This is a genomic window from Actinomadura sp. ATCC 39365, from assembly GCF_054392275.1.
On the sequence record NZ_CP184335.1, the window covers coordinates 4,744,543 to 4,765,775 of the forward strand.

At 73.6% G+C, this 21,233-nt stretch carries 24 protein-coding genes; 12 read left to right on the plus strand and 12 right to left on the minus strand.

Annotation, left to right across the window (positions count from 1 at the left end; all coding sequences use genetic code 11):
• Position 1: 1 nt before the first annotated feature.
• Positions 2-697 (plus strand): beta-ketoacyl-ACP reductase, encoded by a 696-nt coding sequence (locus ACNF49_RS23395; RefSeq protein ID WP_352363417.1) that lies wholly within the window; start codon positions 2-4, stop codon positions 695-697.
• A gap of 1 nt (position 698) precedes the next feature.
• Entirely contained in the window at positions 699-1,463 is a 765-nt protein-coding gene (gene fabI, locus ACNF49_RS23400) for an enoyl-ACP reductase FabI (RefSeq protein ID WP_352327881.1), read from the plus strand.
• 7 nt (positions 1,464-1,470) lie between these two features.
• Here fabI and ACNF49_RS23405 read toward each other — a convergent pair whose 3' ends face one another.
• Together ACNF49_RS23405 and ACNF49_RS23410 are read right to left on the minus strand one after the other, a co-directional pair.
• Complete coding sequence (locus tag ACNF49_RS23405) at positions 1,471-2,355, minus strand: hypothetical protein (RefSeq protein WP_357977215.1); 885 nt, start codon at positions 2,353-2,355, stop codon at positions 1,471-1,473.
• A gap of 127 nt (positions 2,356-2,482) precedes the next feature.
• Positions 2,483-3,430 carry an aldo/keto reductase gene (locus tag ACNF49_RS23410; RefSeq protein ID WP_352363413.1) on the minus strand — a complete coding sequence of 316 codons (948 nt, stop codon included), beginning with the start codon at positions 3,428-3,430 and terminating at the stop codon, positions 2,483-2,485.
• A gap of 146 nt (positions 3,431-3,576) precedes the next feature.
• On the opposite strand from ACNF49_RS23410, the gene ACNF49_RS23415 reads away from it, so the two are divergent.
• The 6 genes from ACNF49_RS23415 to mshC all read left to right on the plus strand — a co-directional run bounded on the left by ACNF49_RS23415 (position 3,577) and on the right by mshC (position 7,483).
• A complete protein-coding gene (locus ACNF49_RS23415; RefSeq protein ID WP_352327878.1) occupies positions 3,577-4,263 on the plus strand; it encodes a histidine phosphatase family protein in 687 nt (228 codons plus the stop codon).
• Positions 4,264-4,272: 9 nt separating this feature from the next.
• A complete protein-coding gene (locus ACNF49_RS23420) occupies positions 4,273-4,821 on the plus strand; it encodes a DUF3090 domain-containing protein (RefSeq protein ID WP_482944989.1) in 549 nt (182 codons plus the stop codon).
• A complete protein-coding gene (locus ACNF49_RS23425) occupies positions 4,818-5,582 on the plus strand; it encodes an SCO1664 family protein (RefSeq protein WP_482944990.1) in 765 nt (254 codons plus the stop codon). Before ACNF49_RS23420 ends, ACNF49_RS23425 begins: the two co-directional genes overlap by 4 nt.
• Positions 5,583-5,613: 31 nt before the next feature.
• Positions 5,614-5,868 carry an NRDE family protein gene (locus tag ACNF49_RS23430; protein WP_482944991.1) on the plus strand — a complete coding sequence of 85 codons (255 nt, stop codon included), beginning with the start codon at positions 5,614-5,616 and terminating at the stop codon, positions 5,866-5,868.
• Positions 5,869-5,930: 62 nt separating this feature from the next.
• Positions 5,931-6,269 (plus strand): hypothetical protein, encoded by a 339-nt coding sequence (locus ACNF49_RS23435; protein ID WP_482944992.1) that lies wholly within the window; start codon positions 5,931-5,933, stop codon positions 6,267-6,269.
• Positions 6,266-7,483 (plus strand): cysteine--1-D-myo-inosityl 2-amino-2-deoxy-alpha-D-glucopyranoside ligase, encoded by a 1,218-nt coding sequence (gene mshC, locus ACNF49_RS23440; protein ID WP_357977223.1) that lies wholly within the window; start codon positions 6,266-6,268, stop codon positions 7,481-7,483. Before ACNF49_RS23435 ends, mshC begins: the two co-directional genes overlap by 4 nt.
• Before the next feature lie 120 nt (positions 7,484-7,603).
• On the opposite strand, the gene ACNF49_RS23445 is transcribed toward mshC, so the two are convergent.
• Genes ACNF49_RS23445 through ACNF49_RS23485 form a run of 9 tightly spaced genes read right to left on the minus strand, consistent with a single transcriptional unit; the run spans position 7,604 to position 17,081 of the window.
• Positions 7,604-8,566, minus strand: coding sequence for a UDP-glucuronic acid decarboxylase family protein (locus ACNF49_RS23445; protein ID WP_357977226.1), 963 nt, complete (start codon positions 8,564-8,566; stop codon positions 7,604-7,606).
• Complete coding sequence (locus tag ACNF49_RS23450; RefSeq protein WP_357977229.1) at positions 8,563-9,435, minus strand: glycosyltransferase family 9 protein; 873 nt, start codon at positions 9,433-9,435, stop codon at positions 8,563-8,565. The genes ACNF49_RS23445 and ACNF49_RS23450 overlap by 4 nt, the downstream gene beginning before the upstream one ends.
• Positions 9,426-10,100, minus strand: a complete 675-nt coding sequence (locus ACNF49_RS23455; RefSeq protein WP_357977232.1) for an SDR family oxidoreductase — start codon at positions 10,098-10,100, stop codon at positions 9,426-9,428. The genes ACNF49_RS23450 and ACNF49_RS23455 overlap by 10 nt, the downstream gene beginning before the upstream one ends.
• A complete protein-coding gene (locus tag ACNF49_RS23460; protein WP_482944993.1) occupies positions 10,097-11,440 on the minus strand; it encodes a PfkB family carbohydrate kinase in 1,344 nt (447 codons plus the stop codon). The genes ACNF49_RS23455 and ACNF49_RS23460 overlap by 4 nt, the downstream gene beginning before the upstream one ends.
• On the minus strand, positions 11,440-11,988 hold the full coding sequence (locus ACNF49_RS23465; protein WP_357977238.1) for a D-sedoheptulose-7-phosphate isomerase: 549 nt from the start codon (positions 11,986-11,988) through the stop codon (positions 11,440-11,442). Before ACNF49_RS23465 ends, ACNF49_RS23460 begins: the two co-directional genes overlap by 1 nt.
• A 2-nt stretch (positions 11,989-11,990) precedes the next feature.
• Positions 11,991-13,181, minus strand: a complete 1,191-nt coding sequence (locus ACNF49_RS23470; protein ID WP_482944994.1) for a glycosyltransferase — start codon at positions 13,179-13,181, stop codon at positions 11,991-11,993.
• Positions 13,178-14,395, minus strand: a complete 1,218-nt coding sequence (locus ACNF49_RS23475; RefSeq protein ID WP_482944995.1) for a glycosyltransferase family 9 protein — start codon at positions 14,393-14,395, stop codon at positions 13,178-13,180. The genes ACNF49_RS23470 and ACNF49_RS23475 overlap by 4 nt, the downstream gene beginning before the upstream one ends.
• Positions 14,392-15,453 carry a glycosyltransferase family 2 protein gene (locus ACNF49_RS23480; RefSeq protein ID WP_482944996.1) on the minus strand — a complete coding sequence of 354 codons (1,062 nt, stop codon included), beginning with the start codon at positions 15,451-15,453 and terminating at the stop codon, positions 14,392-14,394. Before ACNF49_RS23480 ends, ACNF49_RS23475 begins: the two co-directional genes overlap by 4 nt.
• Positions 15,450-17,081, minus strand: a complete 1,632-nt coding sequence (locus tag ACNF49_RS23485) for a carbamoyltransferase family protein (RefSeq protein ID WP_357977250.1) — start codon at positions 17,079-17,081, stop codon at positions 15,450-15,452. Before ACNF49_RS23485 ends, ACNF49_RS23480 begins: the two co-directional genes overlap by 4 nt.
• 173 nt (positions 17,082-17,254) lie before the next feature.
• Here ACNF49_RS23485 and ACNF49_RS23490 point away from each other — a divergent pair, with 173 nt between their 5' ends.
• From ACNF49_RS23490 to ACNF49_RS23500, 3 genes are all read left to right on the plus strand, one after another.
• The gene (locus ACNF49_RS23490) at positions 17,255-17,848 is read left to right on the plus strand and encodes a D-glycero-alpha-D-manno-heptose-1,7-bisphosphate 7-phosphatase (RefSeq protein ID WP_357977253.1); all 594 of its coding nucleotides are present in this window, start codon (positions 17,255-17,257) and stop codon (positions 17,846-17,848) included.
• Positions 17,845-18,765 (plus strand): glycosyltransferase, encoded by a 921-nt coding sequence (locus ACNF49_RS23495; protein ID WP_357977255.1) that lies wholly within the window; start codon positions 17,845-17,847, stop codon positions 18,763-18,765. The genes ACNF49_RS23490 and ACNF49_RS23495 overlap by 4 nt, the downstream gene beginning before the upstream one ends.
• Before the next feature lie 93 nt (positions 18,766-18,858).
• A complete protein-coding gene (locus tag ACNF49_RS23500) occupies positions 18,859-19,137 on the plus strand; it encodes a WhiB family transcriptional regulator (protein WP_449923197.1) in 279 nt (92 codons plus the stop codon).
• Here ACNF49_RS23500 and ACNF49_RS23505 read toward each other — a convergent pair.
• The gene (locus ACNF49_RS23505; protein WP_357977258.1) at positions 19,073-19,537 is read right to left on the minus strand and encodes a peptide deformylase; all 465 of its coding nucleotides are present in this window, start codon (positions 19,535-19,537) and stop codon (positions 19,073-19,075) included. The two genes, ACNF49_RS23500 and ACNF49_RS23505, sit on opposite strands and share 65 nt — an antisense overlap.
• A gap of 248 nt (positions 19,538-19,785) precedes the next feature.
• Here ACNF49_RS23505 and ACNF49_RS23510 point away from each other — a divergent pair, with 248 nt between their 5' ends.
• Positions 19,786-20,943: a uroporphyrinogen-III synthase gene (locus ACNF49_RS23510; RefSeq protein WP_482944997.1), complete on the plus strand. Its 1,158-nt coding sequence runs from the start codon at positions 19,786-19,788 to the stop codon at positions 20,941-20,943.
• The last annotated feature ends 290 nt before the right edge of the window (positions 20,944-21,233 follow it).

The following is a 21,233-nucleotide window of genomic DNA, read 5'->3' on the forward strand; positions in this document are numbered from 1 at the left end:
CATGGCACGCTCTGTACTCGTCACCGGAGGCAATCGCGGCATAGGCCTCGCGATCGCCCGTGAACTCGCCGCGGCCGGCGACGCCGTCGCGGTCACCTACCGATCGGGGGAGCCGCCGGAGGGCCTGTTCGGCGTCCGCTGCGACGTCACCAGCACGGCCGAGGTCGAGGCCGCCTTCGACAAGGTCGAGGCCGAGCAGGGGCCGGTCGAGGTCCTCGTCTCCAACGCGGGCATCACCAAGGACACCCTGCTGGCGATGATGAAGGAGGAGACCTTCACCGACGTCATCGACGCCAACCTGACCGGGGCCTACCGCGTGGCCAAGCGCGCCATCAGGCCGATGATGAAGATCAAGCGCGGCCGCATCATCCTCATCTCCTCCGTGGTCGGCCTGTCCGGCCAGGCGGGCCAGGCCAACTACGCCGCCTCCAAGGCCGGCCTGGTCGGCTTCGCCCGCTCACTGGCCCGCGAGTACGGCTCGCGCAACATCACCGTCAACGTGGTCGCGCCCGGCTTCGTGGCCACCGACATGACGGCCGGCCTCGACCAGGAGGCCATCGTCAAGAACATCCCGCTGGGGCGGCAGGCCGCCCCCGCGGAGATCGCGCGCGTCGTCCGCTTCCTGGCCGGCGACGACGCCTCGTACATCACCGGGGCCGTGATCCCGGTCGACGGCGGACTCGGAATGGGGCACTGACGTGGGAATTCTCGAAGGCAAGCGGATCCTCGTGACCGGCGTGCTCACCGACGCCTCCATCGCCTTCTCGGTGGCCAAGCTGGCCCAGGAGGAGGGCGCCACGGTGGTGCTCACCGGGTTCGGCCGGCTGAGCCTGGTCGAGCGCATCGCCAAGCGGCTGCCCCAGACCCCGCCGGTGCTGGAGCTCGACGTCCAGGACACCGACCAGCTCGACACGCTGGCCGCCCGCGTGGGCGAGCACGTCGACGGGCTCGACGGCGTCGTGCACTCCATCGGGTTCGCGCCGCAGAGCGCCCTCGGCGGCAACTTCCTCAACACGCCGTGGGAGGACGTCGCCACCGCCCTGCAGGTCTCCACGTACTCCTTCAAGTCGCTGGCCGTGGCCTGCCTGCCGCTGATGAAGGAGGGCGGCGCGGTCGTCGGCCTCGACTTCGACGCGTCCAAGGCCTGGCCGGTCTACGACTGGATGGGCGTGGCCAAGGCAGGCCTCGAGTCGTGCAGCCGCTACCTCGCCCGCGACCTGGGCAAGCACAACATCCGGGTCAATCTGGTCTCGGCCGGGCCGCTGCGCACGATGGCCGCCAAGTCGATCCCGGGCTTCAAGGAGTTCGAGGAGAGCTGGCCCGAGCGCTCGCCGCTGGGCTGGGACCTCACCGACACCGTCCCGGCCGCCAAGGCGTGCGTGGCGCTCATGTCCGACTGGTTCCCCGCCACCACCGGCGAGATCGTGCACGTCGACGGCGGCGCGCACGCGATCGGCGGCTGAGCGCCCCTCACGCCAGGCGGTGCCTGCCGCTGCCCGCCGGGGCCGGCTCGAACGGGATCGACTCGCTCGGCTCGGCCCGGTGCCGCCGCTGCTGCACGATCCGGGTGGCCAGCACCGCCGACCCGAGCAGGACGATCGTCAGCACCGTGCCCAGCACGTCGCGAGCCGGCGGGCTGGGCCGCACCACCCGCTGGTCGCGCAGCGGCACGGCCAGCTCACGCCCGAACGGGTTGGGCCACAGCAGCTCCACCCGCGAGTCGTCGGGATCGGCGGTCGGCTCCTCGGCGGTGACCGGCCGCTCGTCGTCCAGCGTGTACGGCCTGTGCTGCGGCGGGGTGGGCGGCTGCGTCGGCAGCGGCGCGGTCGCCTCGTCGGTCTCGCGCCCGCGCGGCCGGTCGGTCCGGCGGCGCCCGGCCTCGGTGTCGGTCCCGGTGTCGGGTCCGGTCTCGGTCCCGGGCGAGGCCGTCGCGGTGGGGTGGGGCGTCAGCGACTGGAGCACGCCCTGGTCGCCGCAGGCCAGCACCGGCAGGCACACGTCCTTCAGCGTCTCGGGCACCAGGTCGGTGTGGCTGGGGCTGGGGGAGGGGCGGTCCGATCGGGACGGTTTGGCGGGCCTGCCGGTCGGCACGGCGTCGCCGACGGTGCCGAGCACCTCGTCGGTGGTCTTCTCGACGCCCTTGGTCACCGGGTCGGCCTTGCCGCCGGTCACGTCGTCGACCGTGCCCGTGAGCGCGCCGACGACGTCGCACAGCGTGTCGGTCACGCCCGAGAGCAGGCCCCCCTCACCCGGGCAGCCCTGCACGGCGGCGGCGGAAGCGGCCGGCGCCCCCGCCGGGATCGCCCCCAGCGCCACCGCGAGCACCCCGGCCGAGATCGCGGTCCTGCTCCCCATCCGTCCCCTCCTGTGTCGCTTCAGGAGGAAATCCTTATGGACAAGGCCCGTCAGACGCAGGCTTTTTCCCGGTAAAGTTGCGATTCGGTATCGACTAGTGATACGCGAGATGGATTCTCGTTCGTCGTCAGTCGAGCGAGGACACGTCATCGAGCGCCTCCCGGATCTCGATCGGGAGCACGACGTCCTCGGCCGACAGGATGCCCTTGAGCTGGGTGTGGGTACGGGCGCCGACGATCGCCGAGGCCACCCCCGGCTGGTCGCGCACCCATGACAGCGCCACCGCCAGCGGCGAGACGCCGAGCCCGTCGGCGGCGGTGGTGACCGACTCGACCACGCTGCGGCCGCGCTCGTCGAGATAGGGACGGACGAAGTCGGCGAAGTGCGGCGTCGCGGCGCGGGAGTCGGCCGGGATGCCGGTGCGGTACTTGCCGGTCAGCACGCCCCGGCCGAGCGGCGACCAGGCCAGCACGCCGACGTCGAGGTGGGCGGCGGCGGGCAGCAGCTCGCGCTCGGGCTCGCGGGCCAGCAACGAGTACTCGACCTGGGCCGAGGTGATCGGGATGCGGCCGGGGACCGACTTCTGGGTGACCGCGGCGGCGGCCAGCTGCCAGCCCGCGTAGTCGCACACGCCGGCGTAGACGGCCCGGCCGGAGGAGACGATCGCGTCGAGGGCGGCCAGGGTCTCCTCCAGCGGCACCTCGGCGTCGTAGGTGTGGAGCTGCCACAGGTCGACGTAGTCGAGGCCGAGTCGGTTGAGCGACTCGTCGACGGCGGCGATCAGGTGGCGCCTGGAGGCGTCGCGCGGCCGGCGGCCGGTCGGGGTGACCACGGCCTTGGTGGAGATCACCAGCTCCGAGCGCGGCACGGAGTCGCGCAGCATGCGGCCGAGCAGCCGCTCGGAGTCGCCGCCGGTGTAGACGTCGGCGGTGTCGACGAGGGTGCCGCCCGCGTCGACGAACGAACGGAGCTGGGCGGCGGCCTCCTCCGGGTCGGTGTCACGGCCCCAGGTCATCGTGCCGAGCCCCAGCCGGGACACCGACAGGCCGCTGCGGCCGACATAGCGCTGCTCCATGATCCCGCCAGGTTACCAAGAACGGGCCCGCCCGCCAGTCCGGCGCTCCAATGTCCTGCCTGGTGAGGAGCGTGGCGGCGGGTGGATGCGAAGTTTTCTCGCAGGTGCGTGAAACATGGTGATCCGCGCCTGCGACACTTGCTGGTGTGACCACCCTTCTGCTGGCCCGCCACGGGCTGACCGACCTCACCGGGCCGGTGCTGGCCGGGCGCACCCCGGGGGTGCACCTGAGCGAGGCCGGACGGGCGCAGGCCGAGGCGCTGGCCGGCCGCATCGCCGGGGTCCGGCTCGACGCCGTCGTCTCCAGCCCGCTCGAACGCTGCCGCGAGACCGCCGAGGCCGTCGCGAAGGGCCGCGGGGCGGACGTCCTCGTCGACGAGCGGCTGATCGAGTGCGGCTACGGCACCTGGACGGGCCGCCCGCTCAAGGAGCTCGCGCAGGAGCCGCTCTGGCAGACCGTGCAGGCGCATCCAAGTGCGGTGACATTTCCGGAAGGGGAGTCGCTGGCCGATATGCAACATCGGGCGGTCGCCGCGGTCCGGGAGTGGAATCGACGCCTCGGGTTGAAGGGTGTCTACCTGGCGTGCACCCACGGAGACGTCATCAAGGCGATCGTGGCGGACGCTCTGGGGCTGCACCTCGATCATTTTCAGCGGATAACAGCCGATCCTGCGGCCCTCACCGTGATTCGCTATGCCCCCTTGCGTCCCTTTGTTCTCAGGATTAACGATATGGGGGAATTGCGGTTGCCCGAGGATTCGGAGGAGAAAGACGGGGGAGAAAACATCACCGGGAGCGATGCCGCCGTCGGCGGTGGACCCGGGACCACGTAAGGTCAGGCTATGCCGGTCTTCGACTACGACCCACCGGAGAGGTTCGTCGCCGGCGCCCTGGGGCAGCCGGGCGCGCGGGTCTTTTTTCTGCAGGCCAGGGCCGAGGGCAGACTGACCACCGTGGCGCTGGAGAAGCTGCAGGTGGCTGCGCTCGCGGGCAGGCTCGACGAGCTGCTTGACGAGGTTCTGCGGCTCAGCGGGGGCGCCGCGCACGTGCCCGCGCTGGCTCCGGCCGACCTGGCCGACGACGCCCCCCTCGACGTGCCGGTCGCGGAGGACTTCCGGGTCGGCACCATGGCGCTGGCCTGGGACGACGACAAGTCCCAGGTGGTGATAGAGGCGCAGGAGGTCATCGACGAGGAGGACCTCGACGGCCCCGACCCGGCCGTGCTGCGGGTGCGGATCAGCGCCGGCGCCGCGCGTGCCTTCACCCGCAGGGCGCTCCAGATCGTGGCGGCGGGCCGGCCTCCCTGTCCCCTGTGCGGGCAGCCGCTCGACGCCGAAGGCCATGTCTGCGTCCGACTCAACGGCTACCGCGGGGGTGAGGCGGCTTCATGACCGCTCCTGAGAGCGAACCGGCCGTCAAGCCGCCACAAGGGCCGATCATGCAGGAGGAGGAGGCGCTCACGCTGCTGCGCGACGGGCGCCTGGAGGTGGCCGGCCGCCTGGTCGAGGCCACCAACATGACCCTCTACTGCTCGATCAAGCTGGGCGGCCGCAGCGCCGCCTGCGTCTACAAGCCCGTACGCGGCGAGCGCCCCCTGTGGGACTTCCCCGACGGCACCCTCGCCGCCCGTGAGGTGGCCGCCTACGAGGTCTCCCAGGCGACCGGCTGGCGCATCGTGCCGCCGACCGTCTACCGCGAGGGCCCGTTCGGGCCCGGCATGTGCCAGCTGTGGATCGACACCGAGCGCGAGATCGACCTGATGCGGCTGGTCAAGAGCCGCAACCCGGTGGTGCGCCGGATGGCGGTGTTCGACGCGGTGGTCAACAACGCCGACCGCAAGGGTGGTCACCTGCTGCCGCTGCCCACCGGGCACGTCTACGGCGTCGACCACGGCGTCTGCTTCTCGGTCGAGGACAAACTGCGTACGGTGCTGTGGCAGTGGCGGGGCAAGCCGCTGGCGCGCGAGGCGGTGGCGGTGCTGGCCAAGCTGGAGCGCGACCTGGAGTCGGGCTCGCTGGGGCGGCGGCTGCGCGAACTGCTCACGCTGGCCGAGGTGGAGGCCACCTGGCGGCGGGTCAGGCGGCTGCTGGACGCCGGCGTGCATCCGTACCCGTCGGAAGGGTGGCCGGCCGTTCCCTGGCCCCCCATCTGAGGAGTGGCGGGGGTTTTATACCCTTTGCCGCATGTGCACGCTGATCGTGAGAACCGGTGAGCCGCTGACCCTCATGGGCGTGCGGGACGAGCTCGCCGACCGCCCCTGGGAAGCGCCGGGGGAGCACTGGCCCGAGCATCCCGGGGTGATCGGCGGCCGTGACCTCAAGGGCGGCGGCACCTGGATGGCCGTCTCCCCGTCCGCCTGCCGCGCCGCCGCCCTCCTCAACGGCCACGGCAGGCAGGCCCCCGAGACCACCAGGGTCTCCCGCGGCGACCGGCCCTGATCGCGGTCTCCACGGGCGGCGTCCCGGACGTCGACCTGACCCGCTACGACCCCTTCCACCTCGTGCTCGCCGACCTGTCCGGCGTGCGGCTGTTCAGCTGGGACGGCGACCGCCTCACCGCCTCCGCCCTGCCCGACGGCACCAGCATGGTCGTCAACACCGGCCTCGACCCCGACGCCGACCGCGTACGGGCCCACCTGCCGCGCTTCGCGAGCGCGCCCGACTGGGCGGAGCTGATCACCGGCGCGCACTCCGACCGGCCGGACGCCCTCCTGGTGCGCAACACCCTGCCCGACGGCCGCGTCTACGCCTCGCTGTCGGTGATGCGGGTCACCCTGGGGCAGGACGACACCGGCTACGAGTTCACGGACCTTACGGCACGGATAGGCTCAAAGGCATGAGATCGTGGTCTGCCCAGAACATCCCCAAGCTCCCAGGTGAGAGCATTCCGCTGCGTCTCTACGACACGACGACGAGGCAGGTGCGGCAGACCGATCCCGGCCCGACCGCCCGGATGTACGTCTGCGGCATCACCCCCTACGACGCCACCCACCTCGGCCACGCCAACACCTACCACGCCTTCGACCTGGTGGGCCGGATGTGGCGGGACGCCGGGCACGAGGTCCACTACACCCAGAACGCCACCGACGTGGACGACCCGTTGCTGGAGCGGGCCGCCCAGACCGGCATCGACTGGCAGGAACTGGCCGAGCGCGAGATCGAGCTGTTCCGCACCGACATGGAGGCCCTGCGCATCCTGCCGCCGCGCGAGTACGTCGGCGTCACCGAGGTCGTGGGCCACGTCGCCGACCTGATCACCGAGCTCGCCGCCAAGGGCTGCACCTACGACCTCGACGGCGACGTCTACTTCAAGGTGGCCGACGCCCCCAAGTTCGGCCAGGTGTCCGGCTACGACGAGGCCGAGATGCTGGCCCTGTCCGCCGAGCGCGGCGGCGACCCCGACCGGCCGGGCAAGCGGCACCCGCTCGACTGGCTGCTGTGGCGGGCCGAGCGGCCCGGCGAGCCGGCCTGGGAGACGAGCCTGGGCCGGGGGCGTCCCGGCTGGCACATCGAGTGCACCGCGATCGCGCTGCGCAACCTGGGCCCCGGCTACGACGTGGCGGGCGGCGGCTCCGACCTGATCTTCCCGCACCACGAGTGCGGCGCCTCCGAGGGGCACGCGGCGACGGGGGAGTGGCCGTTCGCCAAGTTCTACACGCACGCGGGCATGGTGGCGCTCGACGGCGAGAAGATGTCGAAGTCCAAGGGCAACCTGGTGTTCGTCAGCCGGCTGCGGCAGCAGCACGACCCGATGGCCGTGCGGCTCGTCCTGCTGGCCCACCACTACCGGGAGGACTGGGAATACACGCCCGACCAGCTCGCCGCCGCCGAGCGCCGGCTCGCGCTGTGGCGCTCGGCCGTCGCCCTGGGGGGCGCGCCGCACGCGGAGGAGCTGCTGGCCACGGTCCGCGGGCGGATGGCCGACGACCTCGACTCGCCGGGCGCGCTGGCCGCGATCGACGCCTGGGCCGAGCGGGCGCTGGCCGAGGGCGGCCCGCAGGAGCCCGGCCTGGTCAAGGACCTGACCGACGCCCTGCTCGGCATCGCACTCTGACCGGCCGCCCGGCCCCAGGCACAGGCGGGGGCGTGGCGTCCGGGTGACATGGTCGTGGGCCGGGTTCTCGCACCCGGCCCACGACCTCCCGTGGAGTCGCCGATCGCTCGGCGTTCTCCGTCACACACGCAGCTCCTCGAACCTGTCGTTCGCGGCGAGCTCCGCGGTGAACCACTCGATCGTGCGCCGCAGGCCCTCCTTGGCGGGCACCTCCGCCCGCCAGCCCAGCCGTTCGGCGGCCAGGGTGGTGTCGGGCCGGCGCACCTTCGGATCGTCGGCGGGCCGGTCGATGAACTCGATCTCCGAGGCCGAACCGGTCAGGTCGCGGATGAGGGTGGCCAGGTCCAGCATGGTCAGCTCGTCCGGGTTGCCGATGTTGACCGGGCCGGTGAAGTCGCTGCGGGCCATGGCCAGGATGCCCGAGACGGTGTCGTCCACGTAGCAGATCGACCTGGTCTGGGAGCCGTCGCCGGTGATGGTCAGCGGCTCGCCCTTCAGCGACTGCCGGATGAACGTCGGGATCGCCCGGCCGTCGAACGGCCGCATCCGCGGGCCGTAGGTGTTGAAGATGCGCACGATCCCGGTGTCGGTGCCGCGCGAGTGCCGGTAGGCGGTGGTCAGCGACTCGGCGAAGCGTTTGGCCTCGTCGTACACGCTGCGCGGGCCGACCGGGTTGACGTTCCCCCAGTACGTCTCCTTCTGCGGGTGCTCCAGCGGGTCGCCGTACACCTCGCTGGTGGACGCCAGGACGAACCGGGCGCCCTTCTCCCTGGCCAGCCCGAGCGCGTGCAGGGTGCCCACGCTGCCCACCCGCAACGTCTCGATCGGGTAGCGCAGGTAGTCGGCCGGCGAGGCGGCCGAGGCGAAGTGCAGCACCAGGTCCACCCGGCCCGGGACGTGCACGTACCCGGTCAGGTCGCTCTCGATGAGCCGGAAGGCCGGGTTGTCCAGCAGGTGCTCGACGTTGCGCGGGCCGCCGGTCAGGAAACTGTCCATGCAGATGACCTCGGCGCCCTCGTCCAGCAGGCGTTCGCACAGGTAGGAACCGAGGAAGCCGGCTCCGCCGGTGACCAGAGCCCTCATGACGTGACCTCCAGAGCTGCGTCGACCACTTCCGACACCTCGATCCTGAGCAGGCCGGGGTCGGGGCGCAGGCCGTGCGGGTCGCCCTTGCGGCCGGCCCACAGGGCCACGTGCCGCCATCCGGGCGGCGGCCCCCACTCCGACGGCGGCACCGGGCCGAACAGCACCACCGACGGCACGCAGAACGCCGTCGCCAGGTGCGCGACCCCCGTGTCGCCGCAGACCACCAGCCGGGCCCGGCTGACCAGGTCGATCAGGTCGGCCAGACCGGTACGGCCGGCCAGCATACGCTCCGGCGGCAGCCCGGCCAGCTCGGCGACCTTCCTGGCGATCGGCACCTCGTCGGCGTTGCCGGTGACGACCACGTCGTCCAGCGCCGCCGCGACCTTGCCGAACCGCTCGGGCGGCCAGCGCCGCGCCGGGTAGGCGGCCCCCGGATGCACGATCACCGGACCCGTCCGGTCGGAGATGCCGAGCGTCAGGTCCTCCGGGTCGGCGGGGATGCCGTGCCACTCCAGCAGGCCGCACCAGCGCCGCACCTCGTGCACGCCGTCCTGCCACGGCGGGCCGACGCCGAAGCTGATCAGCCGGCCCGGGTCGGTGGCGCGCAGCGCCTCGATGCTCTGCGGCCCCTTGCCGTGCAGGTTGACCGCGATGTCGGGCCGCTGGAACGGCACCGGGCCCGGCCCCGACACGTCCACCTGGGCGTCCACCGCGCCGATCAGCGGCAGCAGGGCCTCCAGGGACCTCGGCGCGGCCAGCGTGATCCGGTGCCCGGGAAAGGACTGCCGCAGCGCCCGCAGCGCGGGGACGGCCGTGAGCAGGTCGCCCAGGCCGAGCCCGCGCAACGCCAGCAGTTCTAGGGCCATGACGTCTCCGTGGAGGGGCAGACGACCAGCTCTCTGACCTCGCACCCGGCCGGCTGCCGGAGCGCGAACACGACGGTCTGGGCGACGTGGGCCGGGTCGTTCAGCCCCGCCTCCGGGCCCGGCTTGTACTGCTCGGGACGCCCGTCGAAGAAGCCCGTCCGCATGCCGCCCGGGATCAGCAGGGTCACCCCCACCTCGCCGCGCAGCTCGACCGCCAGCCCCCTGGTGAAGCCGACGACGCCGAACTTGGAGGCCGAGTACGCCGAGGCGTCGCTCAACGGGCGCAACCCGAGCGTCGAGGCGCAGGTCACCACCTTGCCGCGGGTCCGCTTCAGGTACGGCAGCGCGGCCCGGACGACGGCGGCCGTGCCGAGCAGGTTGACCTGGATCACCCGCTCCCAGTCGTCGGCGGGCACGTCCTCCAGGCGCCCGCAGGCGTCGATGCCGGCCGCGGTCACCACACCGTCCAGGCCGCCGGCCCGCTCGGCGAGCTCGCGTACGGCCCGCTCGGCCTGCCCGCGGTCGGCCAGGTCGGCCGTGACGTGGTCGAAGCGCTGGTCCGGCTCGCGCACGTCGACGACGAGCGCCCGCCAGCCCTCCTTCTCGACCGCCTCGGCGGTGGCCAGGCCGAGACCGGAGGCGCCCCCGGTGATCAAAATATTCACTGGATCTCCCTGATCAGATTGCTGGTCGAACGTCCCGGCAGCGTGCTGAGCGCGACGAACTCGGCGCCGAGCCGCTCCAGGACCTCTGACTCGGGCAGGACTTCCCCCTCGTAGTCCCCGCCCTTCACCCACACGTCGGGCCGCAGCAGCTCGATGGACTCGGCCGGGGTGTCCTCCTCGAACACCAGGACCGCGTCCACGCAGCTCAGCGCCCGCAGCACCTCGACCCGGTCACGCGCGTCGACGACGGGCCTGGACGGGCCCTTCAGCCTGCGCACCGAGTCGTCGGAGTTGACGCAGACGACGAGAGCGTCGCCCAGCGCCCTGGCCCGCCGCAGGAGGCTCACGTGCCCCGCGTGCAACAGGTCGAAACAGCCGCCGGTGGCGATCAGCCGGCCGCCCTGCGCGCGGGTGAGCCTGGCCACCTCCAGCGCGGTGCGCGGCCGGTCGCCGAGCCGCTGTTCCTGGGTCCTGACGGTGGCGGCCCCGCCGCGCTCGACGAAGCGCGAGGCCTCGCCGACGCCGATGGTGACCGCCTCCTCGACGTCCGCGCCGTCGCGCAGCGCGAGCGCCGCGGCGCCGGCGAGCCGGTCGCCCGCGCCGCACGCGTCCTGCCCGGCCGCCGTCACCGGGGGCGGCACCCGCGTCAGCGGGCCGCCCTGGACGGCCAGCGTGGCGCCGGTGCCGCCGGTGGTGACCGCCACGGCTCCCGCGCGCAGCTCCCGCACCAGGCGGCGGGCCGCATGGTCGGGGCCGCGGTAGCCGTCCGGGCACAACATCCTGGCCTCAGCCTCGCTCGGCGTCAGCAGCGTGCAGCCCGGCATGGGCGGCCCGCCCCGGGGATGCGGGTCCCACACGACCGGTACGCGGGCCTCGCGCAGCAGCTCCCGGGCCATGCCGGCCACGCCCCTGCCGTAGTCGGAGACCAGCACGGCGCCGGCGCGGGCCAGCACGGCCGTGATCTCCTCGGGGATCTCGCCGGGCGGGTCGGACCGGGCGAGGCCGTCGCCGCTGTCGAGCCTGAGCATGGTCTGGCCCCTCGACCTGACCCTGGTCTTGCGCACGGTCCCGCCGTTCAGCGGCAGGCGTACCAGCTCGACCTCCTCCGACAGCAGCGCGCACAGGCGGTGACCGTCGAGGTCGTCGCCGATCGCGGTGATCAGCACCACCTCCGCGCCGTCCCGCGCGGCCAGCAGCGCGGCCAGCCCGGCCCCGCCGGGGCGGGCGTGCTCGGCCGCGATGTCGACCACCGGGACCGGCGCGTCCGGGCACAGCCGCTCGCTGTCGCCCTCGACGTCCACGTCGAGCAGTGTGTCGCCGATGACGACGAGGGGGCCCATCAGACGGCCTCCTCGATGGCGTCGCAGAGCAGGTGGATCATGGCGAGGTGCACCTCCTGGACGGTGGCCGTCTCCTGCGCGGGCACGGCCACCGCCTCGTCGCACAGGTCGGCCAGCGGGTTCGGCGCGGGCCCGGTCAGCGCCCAGGCAACGACGCCGACCTCCTGCGCCGCCCTGGCCGCGGCCAGCACGTTCGGGCTGCCACCGCTGGTCGACAGGCACATCAGCACGTCACCGGGACGGCCGTGCGCCCGCACCTGGCGGGCGTAGACCTCCTCGTGGCCGAAGTCGTTGGCGATCGCGGTCATCGAGGAGCTGTCGCCGTGCAGCGGGATCGCCGCGTACGGCGGCCGGTCGGCCCTGAAGCGGCCCACCAGCTCGGCCGTCAGGTGCTGGGCCTCGGCCGCCGACCCGCCGTTGCCGCAGGCCAGCAGCCGGCCGCCGGCCGACAGCACGCCGGCCAGCTTCCCGCCCCAGGCACGGATGGTGACCGCGTGGTCGTCGACCTTCTCCAGCGTGGTCCAGAGCTTTTCCAGATGTCTGTCCATGATCAACCCCCCAGAGCGGCCAGGCGGCAGAGCTTGCCGTCGATGACCTGCGTGTACACCGCCTCGGTCTGCTCGGCGATGCGGGACCAGCCGTACCGCTCGCGGGCCCGCCGCGCTCCCGCGGCGCCCAGCGCCGCCCGCCTGCCCGGGTCGGCGAGCACGTCGCGCAGCGCCCTGGCCAGCGCCCGCGGGCGTCGTGGGGGGACCAGCACGCCGCAGCCGGCGACCGTGTCCAGGTGGCCGCCGACCGCCGAGGCCACGACGGGCACGCCGCAGGCCATCGCCTCGATCGGGACCATCCCGAACGGCTCGTACCAGGGCACGGTGACCACGACGTCGGCCGAGCGCATCAGCGCCGGCACGTGCGTGCGCGGGACGCTGCCGATCAGGTGCACCCGGTTCTGGAGCCCGTAGGCGAGGGCCAGGTCGCGCAGCCGCTCGGTCTCCTCCTCGTCGTCCGGGCCGCCGCCGGCGATCACCAGGTCGGCGTCCGGGATCTGGCGCAGCGCGGCGATCAGGGTGTCCACGCCCTTGCGCGGCACCATCCGGCCGATGCTGAGCACCACCTTGGCGCCCGCGCGCGGCGCGACCGGCCCCTGCGGGCGGAACGCCGTCAGGTCCACCCCGCAGGGCACGACCGTGACGCGCCGCTCGGGCACGCCCATCGCGCACAGCTCGCTCACCTCGTCGCTGCAGGTGGCCAGCACCGCGTCGGCCCGCTTGCCGATCTCGCGCTCGGTGTCGATCCGGTGCGCCGGGCTGGTGTCGGCCTCGCCCTGCCAGCGCCGCTTCACGGTCCCGAGCGCGTGGAAGGTCTGCACCACCGGCACGCCCCCGGCGGCCCGCAGGGCCGCCTGGCCGCTCATCCAGAAGTGCGCGTGGGCCACGTCCGGCGGGTCCGACGCCCAGCGGTCGGCCAGGCGTTCGGTGAACTCCGGCATGTACGGCGGCAGCTCGTCCTTCGGCACGACCGCGGCCGGGCCCGCCGTGACGTACTCGACCGTGACGCCGGGCGCCATGGTCACCGCGTCGGGCTGCGACCGCGCCGAGCGTCTGGTGTGGACGACGACCGTGTGCCCGCGCTCGGCCAGTGCGACGGCCAGGTGCGCGACGTAGACGTTCTGCCCGCCCGCGTCCACGCCACCGATGGCCGCCAGCGGATCGGCGTGTTCGGAGATGAGATCGACCTTCACTGCGTCAGCTCCCTCACTGCCTTGACCACCTGCTCACTTGTCACCAGGGACAGGCACGGGTGCCCGGCCACCGGACAGGTGCGCGCCCTGCTTCCCGAGCAGGGCGCCTGCTGGTCACCGAGCAGCACCGTGGGCACGCCGTACGGGGCCCATCGAGCGGCGGGGACGACAGGGGCGAACAGGCTCACGACCGGTGTGCCGACCGCCGCGGCCAGGTGCGCGGGACCGGTGTTGCCGGCCACCAGCACACTGGCGCCTTCGATCACGGCGGCCAGTTCGGCGAGCGTGGTCCTGCCTCCGAGGTCGACTGCCGCGTCGCAGGCCACGTAGGCGGTGAGGTCACGTTCCTTGCCGGTCACGACGACCTGGTGCCCGTCGTCCACCAGCTCCCTGACGGCCTGCCGATGTCTCTCGGCCGGCCACGTTCTGGCGGGGGCTGACGTCCCTGGATGCACCACGACGTACGAGCGTTCATCGGCAGCGCCGCCGACGCCTAGGAAATGCCCGCTTTCCCGGCCGATATCCGGCAATGGCCGCCGAACAGCCAGTTTGCCGTCGTCGCCGGGTGGCAGATCGAACCCGGCCGCCCGCGCGACGGCCAGCATGCGCTCGGCCTCGGGCACGTCGAGCGTCTCGTCCACGACGTGCCGGACGTCCAGGAGCGAGCCGGGGTAGTCGTTGCTGATCGCGCAGACGCGCCGCACGCCGGCCATCCGCAGCAGCAGGGCCAGCGGCAGCGCCGACTGGTGGAAGGAGGTCAGGAGCAGCGCCTCGTCCACGCCCTGGACCCGGGCGATCAGGTCGGCGACCTGGGCGTTGGACACGGCGGCGGGGGAGTGGTCGATCCACGGCGCCCGCCACTCGATCACCCGGTCCACGCCGGGCAGCAGCTCGGCGGCGGCCCGGCCGTTGGGGCCGGCCAGGAAGACCAGCTCGTCGGCGAGCGTGCGCACGGCCCGGGTGGCGGGCCCGGCCAGCAGGACGTCTCCGGCGTCGTCGAGCCGCGCCACCAGGACGCGTCCCCGGCCGCCGCCGTGCTCTCCCGCGGCCTGGCACACCGCTGCCTCCAGCGTGCCGGCCGCCGCTGTGGCGGGCTCCGCCGTGGTGGTCTCCGTGGGCGCGGGCTTGTGGGCGGCCCGTCCGGCCTTGCCGCGGCGCTGCGTGGCGTTCGCACGGCTGCGGCCGCACCGAGCCGCCGGATCGCGACGTCTCATCGCCGCCACCTCCATTCCCCCCGAAGCCGGTGCACGCAGGCGACCGGCGGGATCACCACGCTGGTGACGGCCATGCGCCACACCTCGCGCGGGGTACGCGGCCCTGGGGCGATGCGCCGCCAGGCGAACTCGGCGGTCATCGCGGCCCACAGGGCTCCGGCGATCGCGGCCAGCACCGGCAACGCCCGCCACCCGCCGGCCGCGCCCCGCCTGCGGGGCCGCTGGTCGAGCCGCCTGCCGAGCCGCCTGCCGAGCCGCCTGCCGGGCCGCCTCTCGGGCCACCGGTCCGGGCGCCCTCTCCCGGAGGGGCGGGCCACGGTGGCGGCCAGGCCGAGGGCGGCGGCCGTGAACGCGGCGGCCGAGGTGGCGGCGTGGCGGCGCAGCCGGCCGCCCGAGCCGCCGATGGCCTGACGCCAGCGCGGCCCGTGCAGGTGCCGCATCAGCGCGTCGTCGGCGTTGCCGCGCTGGAAGCGCACGCTCGCCCAGAACCCGTCCTCGCGCACCGGGTGCGTGGTCACCCGCTCGCCCGCGACCAGCCGGTGGCCCGCCCGTGCCACCCGCAGGGCGATGTCGGCGTCCTCCCGGTAGGCCCGGGGGAAACGTTCGTCGAACCCGCCCGTCTGCTCCAGCACCGAACGCCGGTAGGCCATGTCGGCCGTCACCCACAGCGCGTCCGACAGCCCCAGCGTGTGCCGCTCGGCGTCGGTGGGCCGCCGGCCGGCCGGCCGCGGCACCTCGATCCGGCCCTGGCTGCCGCCCACGTCGTCGGGCAGGTCCACCAGGTCCTTCCAGACCGCCTCGGCCCACCCGGGCGCGGGGATCACGTCGTCGTCGAGGAACACCACCCAGGGCGTCCCGGCGGCCCGCCAGCCGGCGTTGCGCGCGGCGGCCGGGCCCCGGCCGCCCGAGCGCACGACCCGCACATGGTCGGGCAGCTCCAGCGCGGCGGCGGCCGCCCGGCGGTCGTCCACCACGATCACCGGCACCGTCCGGCCCACCGCCGCCAGCGTCTCCCGCAGCGTGGCGCGGCCGATGGTGGGGATCACGACGGTGATCACGAGGCGAACACCTCCCCGCGCCGCACCAGGTACGGCCCCAGCGCCAGCACGTCCACCGGCGAGGAGCCGAAGCACTCCAGCGCGTCCCGCGGGTCGTCGACCATCGGCCGGCCCGCGGTGTTCAGGCTGGTGTTGACCACCACCGGCAGCCCCGTGCGCGCCTCGAACTCGGTCAGCACCCGCGCCATCAGCGGGTCGTCGGCCGGCGAGATCGTCTGGATGCGCGCGGTGCCGTCCACGTGCACCACCGCCGGGATGCGGTCCCGCCAGGGCTCGCGCACGTCGTGCACGAACAGCATGTACGGCGAGGGCACCGGCCCCCGCCCGAAGATCTCCGGCGCCCTGGACTCCAGGACCATGGGCGCGATCGGCCGGAACTGCTCCCGGCCCTTGACGTCGTTGAGCCGCTCGGTGTTGCCCGGGTGCCCCGGATGGGCCAGCAGCGAGCGGCGTCCGAGCGCCCGCGGCCCGTACTCGGACCGGCCCTGGAACCAGGCCACGATCCGGTCGGCGGCCAGCTCGGCGGCCACCGCCGCGCCCAGGTCGGCCGGCCGCGTGTACGGCACCCGCGCCACGTCCAGCCAGGCGCCCAGCTCCTCGTCGGTGAACCCGCGCCCGAGCGCCGCGCCCGGCATGGGACCGGCCGGCTCGCCGTAGGTCTGCGCCAGGTGCAGCGCGCCGCCCAGCGCCGTGCCAGAGTCGCCGGCGGCCGGCTGGGCCCACACCTCGTCGAACGGCCCCTCGTCCAGCAGCCGGGTGTTGGCCACGCAGTTCAGCGCCACCCCGCCGGCCAGCGCGAGCCGCCGTTCGCCGGTGCGCTCGTGCAGCCAGCGGGCCAGCTCCAGCAGCACCTCCTCCAGCCGGGCCTGCACGCTGGCGGCCAGGTCGGCGTGGTCGGAGGTCCAGGGCTCGCCCATGGCCAGCGCCTTGACGTAGACGTTCCAGTCGACCGGCTCGACGCGGAAGCCCCCGTCGCCGGTCGTGTAGATGATCTCGCGCAGCGACTCCAGGTGGCGCGGCCGGCCGTAGGAGGCCATGGCCATGACCTTGTACTCGTCGCTGGAGCGCAGGAAGCCCAGGTGCTGGGTGACGTCCTCGTACATCAGGCCGAGCGAGTGCGGCAGCTCCTGGGCGGCCAGCACCTCCAGCTCGCCGTCGCGGTAGCGGCCGGCCAGGTGCGAGACGTTCTCGCCGCGCCCGTCGCACACCAGCACCGCGCAGTCGCGCCAGGGGGAGGCCAGGCCGGCCGAGGCGGCGTGCGCCACGTGGTGCGGCACGTACGAGACCTGCCCGGCGTCCAGGCCCGGCAGCGCGGTCGCCAGGAAGGCGGGGGCCCTGACGGCGTACCGGGTGCGCAGGTCCTCCCAGTCGCCCTCCGGCCGCTGGACGACCAGCGCCGGGTCGTAGGAGTAGGCCACGGCGTCCAGGTCCTCGGGGGACAGGCCCGCCTCCTGCAGGCACCAGGCGGCGGCCTGCTCGGGCAGCTCCCAGGCGGAGAACGCCAGCGGCCGTTTGCCGTGCTTGCGGCGGCTGAAGCGCTCCTCCTCCGCCGCGGCCACGATCTTCCCGTCGACGACCAGAGCCGCGGCCGGGTCGTGGAAGATCGCGTTGATGCCGAGAAACTTCATCGTTTCCTCCCCCGCAGATGTCAAGAACCGCTACCGAGAGAAGCGGCTCTCAAACCTGGGACTACCTCGGGAGATGCGAAAACGGGCGTAATCGCCCGGGGTTGGTCACTCTGAGTAGTTGTTTGCCGGGTGGCGGCCCGGGTAGCTGCCGGATCACGCGACGGAGGTGAAAGGTGTTCGAAAAGCGACGTCCCGGGGCCGTCCTCTTCGACCGGGACGGAACCTTGATCAAAGACGTGCCGTACAACGGCGACCCTCGCCTCGTCGAGCCCATGCCGGGAGCGGTCGAGGCGCTCGGCAGGCTCCGCCGGGCCGACGTGCCCGTCGCGGTGGTCACCAACCAGTCCGGCGTGGCCAAGGGCCTGCTCTCGCCGGACGAGATGGACCAGGTGAACGCCAGGGTGGAGGAACTGCTCGGGCCGTTCGACGCCTGGGCCATCTGCGTGCACGACGACGCCGACGGCTGCACCTGCCGCAAACCGGCGCCGGGGCTGGTGATCAGGGCGGCCGCCGTCCTCGACGTCAGCCCGCGCGACTGCGTGGTGGTCGGCGACATCGGCCGGGACATGGAGGCGGCCAGGGCCGCGGGGGCCCGGGGCATCCTCGTGCCGACCAGGCAGACGCTGGAGGAGGAGATCGAGCAGGCGGCCGAGGTCGCCGAGGATCTCACCGACGTCGTCGACCGGGTGCTCAGCGCGCCCGAGGTGCCCGTGGCGGCGGCCTCGTCCGCGCCCTGGGCCCGGGCCATGGGCTGGAGCCGCTGGTGAGGATCCTCATCTGGCACGTCCACGGCTCGTGGACCAGCGCCTTCGTCAGCGGGGGCCACGACTACGTGCTGCCGCTCGTCCCCGGACGGGGTCCCGACGGCCGGGGGCGCGCCGCCACCTACGACTGGCCGGACAACGTCCGCGAGGTGCCCTACGACCGGCTCCGCGACGAGCCGATCGACGTGGTCGTTTACCAGCGGCCGCACGAGATCGACCTGGCCCGCGAATGGCTCGGCCGCGCGGTGCCCGGCGTGTACGTCGAGCACAACACCCCGGCCGGCGACGTCCCGCGCACGAGGCATCCGCTGTCCGGCCAGAGTGACATCACGATCGTCCATGTGACCCACTTCAACGAGCTGTTCTGGGACAACGGCCGGGCGCCCACCCGCGTGATCGAGCACGGCGTCCCCGACCCCGGCCACCTGTACACCGGCGAGCTGGCCAGGGCCGGCGTCGTGGTCAACGAGCCGGTACGCCGTACCAGGGTCGCCGGCACCGACCTGCTGCCGCGCTTCGCCGAGCGCGTCCCGCTGGACGTGTTCGGCATGAAGGTGGACGGCCTGCCGTACGGCACCTACGAGGACCTGCCGCAGCACGTCATGCACGCCGCCCTGGCCCGCAGACGCGCCTACCTGCACCCCTACCGCTGGACGTCGCTGGGCCTGGCCCTCATCGAGGCCATGACCCTCGGCCTGCCCGTCGTGGCGCTGGCCACGACCGAGGCCGTCGAGGCGGTGCCGCAGGAGGCCGGGGTGATCTCCACCAGGGTGGACGTGCTGGCCGACGCCCTGCACGCCTTCGTCACCGACCCCGAGCGGGCCGCCCAGGCGGGCAAGGCCGCGCGGGCCGCCGCGCTGGCCCGCTACGGCCTGCCCAGGTTCCTGCGGGACTGGGACCGCCTGCTGGCCGAGATCTGAGCCGGGATCCGAGCCGGGATGTGAGCTGGGAACTGAGCCCGGATCTGACAGGTATGACGCCGGAAGGCATGGGTAGGCGCGATGGGCATGATGATGCTCAACTGGTCACGCAGGGCAGCCTGCCTGGAACTGGACCCCGAACTGTTCTTCCCGATCTCGCTCGAAGGCCCCGGCCGCTCGCAGGTCGAGAAGGCCAAGACGATCTGCGGCCGGTGCCCCGTGCGCCGGCCCTGCCTGCAGTACGCGCTGGACACCCGGCAGGCGCACGGCGTGTGGGGCGGCACCGACCCCGAACAGCGGCGTGAGCTCAGCTCGCCGGCAGTGCCTCGGCAAGAAAGCGTTCCCGCTCCTCAGCTTCGAGGTGGTCGCTGAACAGCACCCCGTCGAGATGATCGGCCTCGTGTTGCAGCACCCTCGCCAGCACGCCCAGCGCCCGTAGCGTCACCGGCTTGCCGAACATGTCGCGGCCGCGCGCCGTGACCATGTAGGAGCGTTCCAGCGGACGCCAGAGGCCCGGCGCCGACAGGCACGCCTCGTCGGCGGTGATCCGCCGCTCCGACAGCTCCAGCCGCGGGTTGACCAGATGACCGGAACGACCGTCGTAGGAGTAGACGAGCACCCGCACCGGCTCGCCGATCTGCGGGGCCGCCAGGCCGGCCCGGCCCGTGCCCGCCCGCAGGGTGAGCGTCAGCGACTTCACCAGGCGCCGCAGCTCCCGGTCGAAGTCGTGCACCGGCTCCGCCACCACGCGGAGCACCGGATCGTCGAACACGCGAATAGGCCGGACCGTCACCCGCAACTCCCCGAAACGCCGCGATCGTCATGCGGAACGGTTCCCGTCGCCGGATCCCCTCAACCCTGAAGGCCGGGCCTTGTAGCACAGCGGTAACAGCGGAGACCCAAGGGCGAAACCACCCGAAAGCAGGATCGGGGGGTGATCTCACTTGCGTCGCCCGCGCCTGTGATGCCCGGCCGGGCGCTCGGGGCCCGGCCGGGCCCCGCCAGCCCGGAGGTACCGGCATGACCACCCTTTCTGAAGGGTCTCCCGAGACGGCGCCCGACGCGCTGGCCGGGTTCACCATCGGGGTGACCGCCACGCGGCGGCGGGAGGAGTTCGCCGCGCTGCTGGCGCGGCGCGGCGCCCGTGTCGTCAGCGCCCCCGCCATCCGCCTGGTGCCCCTGGCCGAGGACGCCGACCTGCTCGCCGCCACCCGGCGCACCCTCCAGGCCCCCCTGGACGACGTGGTCGTCACCACCGGCGTCGGCTTCCGCGGCTGGATGGCCGCCGCCGAGGGCTGGGGCCTGTCCGCCGACCTCGGCGACCACCTCGGCCGGGCCCGCCTGCTCACCCGCGGCCCCAAGGCCAAGGGAGCCGTACGGGCCGCCGGGCTGACCGACCACTGGACCCCCGTCACCGAGTCCTGCGACGAGGTCAAGGAGTACCTGCTCGCCCAGGACCTGCGCGGCCGGCGCATCGCGGTCCAGCAGCACGGCGAGCCGCTCACCGCCTTCGTGGCCGACCTGCGCGCGGCCGGGGCCGAGGTGATCGAGATCCCGGTCTACCGGTGGCTGCCCTGCCGCGACGGCTCGCCCCTGCGCCGCCTGATCAGCCAGACGGTCTCCGGCGCCGTGGACGCGGTGGCCTTCACCAGCGCGCCCGCCGTCCACGCCATGCTCGGCGCGGCCCGCTCCGACGGGCTGGAGGACGCGCTGCTGGCCGCGTTCGGCGGGCCCGTCGTGGCCGCCTGCGTGGGGCCCGTGACGGCCGAGCCGCTGACCTCTCGTGGCGTACGCGTCCTGCAGCCCGACCGTTCCCGTCTCGGCGCCCTGGCCCGCGCCCTGGCCAGACACCTGCCCGAGCACGGAGTCACCCGGCTGGTCGCGGGCGACCACCGCCTGGAGGTACGCGGCCACGCCGTCGTCGTGGACGGCGACCTGCGTCCGCTGCCGCCCGCGCCGATGGCGGTGCTCAAACGCCTGGCCGACAAGCCGGGCCACGTGGTCTCCCGCGCCGACCTGCGTACGGTCCTGCCGGGCAGCGCCGTCCGCGACTCGGCCGAGCACGCGGTGGAGATGGCCGTCACCCGGCTGCGCCGGGCCCTGGGGCCGAGCGGCATCGTCGAGACGGTCGTCAAACGCGGCTACCGCCTGGCCTGCCCCCACGAGCCCACCCCATGACCCCCACCACCCCACCAACCCACAACCCACCAACCTCAACCCACCCAGCCACGCCAGCACCCGTCTCCCAGCAACCCCAGCAGCCACCCCAGGTACCCCAGCCACCTCCATGAACCCCAGGCACCCCACCCCATGAACCGCGACCAACCCCTCCAACCCCACCCACCCCGACCCGGCGCCGGGCGGCGGGCCAGCTCTCGTGCGTGCGCCGGTCCTCGTGCGTGCGCTGGGTCTCGTGAGTGCGCCGGGTGTCGTGCGTGCGCCCGATGTCGTGCGTGCGTGCGATGTCG

What these genes read in the sequence shown, in the direction of transcription:
- ACNF49_RS23510 (WP_482944997.1), top strand. Translation starts at nt 19,786, where the DNA reads ATGACCACCCTTTCTGAAGGGTCTCCCGAGACGGCGCCCGACGCGCTG.
- ACNF49_RS23395 (WP_352363417.1), top strand. Translation starts at nt 2, where the DNA reads ATGGCACGCTCTGTACTCGTCACCGGAGGCAATCGCGGCATAGGCCTC.
- ACNF49_RS23465 (WP_357977238.1), bottom strand. Translation starts at nt 11,988, where the DNA reads ATGGACAGACATCTGGAAAAGCTCTGGACCACGCTGGAGAAGGTCGAC.
- mshC (WP_357977223.1), top strand. Translation starts at nt 6,266, where the DNA reads ATGAGATCGTGGTCTGCCCAGAACATCCCCAAGCTCCCAGGTGAGAGC.
- ACNF49_RS23410 (WP_352363413.1), bottom strand. Translation starts at nt 3,430, where the DNA reads ATGGAGCAGCGCTATGTCGGCCGCAGCGGCCTGTCGGTGTCCCGGCTG.
- ACNF49_RS23460 (WP_482944993.1), bottom strand. Translation starts at nt 11,440, where the DNA reads ATGGGCCCCCTCGTCGTCATCGGCGACACACTGCTCGACGTGGACGTC.
- ACNF49_RS23425 (WP_482944990.1), top strand. Translation starts at nt 4,818, where the DNA reads ATGACCGCTCCTGAGAGCGAACCGGCCGTCAAGCCGCCACAAGGGCCG.
- ACNF49_RS23450 (WP_357977229.1), bottom strand. Translation starts at nt 9,435, where the DNA reads ATGGCCCTAGAACTGCTGGCGTTGCGCGGGCTCGGCCTGGGCGACCTG.
- ACNF49_RS23500 (WP_449923197.1), top strand. Translation starts at nt 18,859, where the DNA reads ATGCTCAACTGGTCACGCAGGGCAGCCTGCCTGGAACTGGACCCCGAA.
- ACNF49_RS23485 (WP_357977250.1), bottom strand. Translation starts at nt 17,081, where the DNA reads ATGAAGTTTCTCGGCATCAACGCGATCTTCCACGACCCGGCCGCGGCT.
- ACNF49_RS23430 (WP_482944991.1), top strand. Translation starts at nt 5,614, where the DNA reads ATGTGCACGCTGATCGTGAGAACCGGTGAGCCGCTGACCCTCATGGGC.
- ACNF49_RS23445 (WP_357977226.1), bottom strand. Translation starts at nt 8,566, where the DNA reads ATGAGGGCTCTGGTCACCGGCGGAGCCGGCTTCCTCGGTTCCTACCTG.
- ACNF49_RS23420 (WP_482944989.1), top strand. Translation starts at nt 4,273, where the DNA reads ATGCCGGTCTTCGACTACGACCCACCGGAGAGGTTCGTCGCCGGCGCC.
- ACNF49_RS23475 (WP_482944995.1), bottom strand. Translation starts at nt 14,395, where the DNA reads ATGAGACGTCGCGATCCGGCGGCTCGGTGCGGCCGCAGCCGTGCGAAC.
- ACNF49_RS23405 (WP_357977215.1), bottom strand. Translation starts at nt 2,355, where the DNA reads ATGGGGAGCAGGACCGCGATCTCGGCCGGGGTGCTCGCGGTGGCGCTG.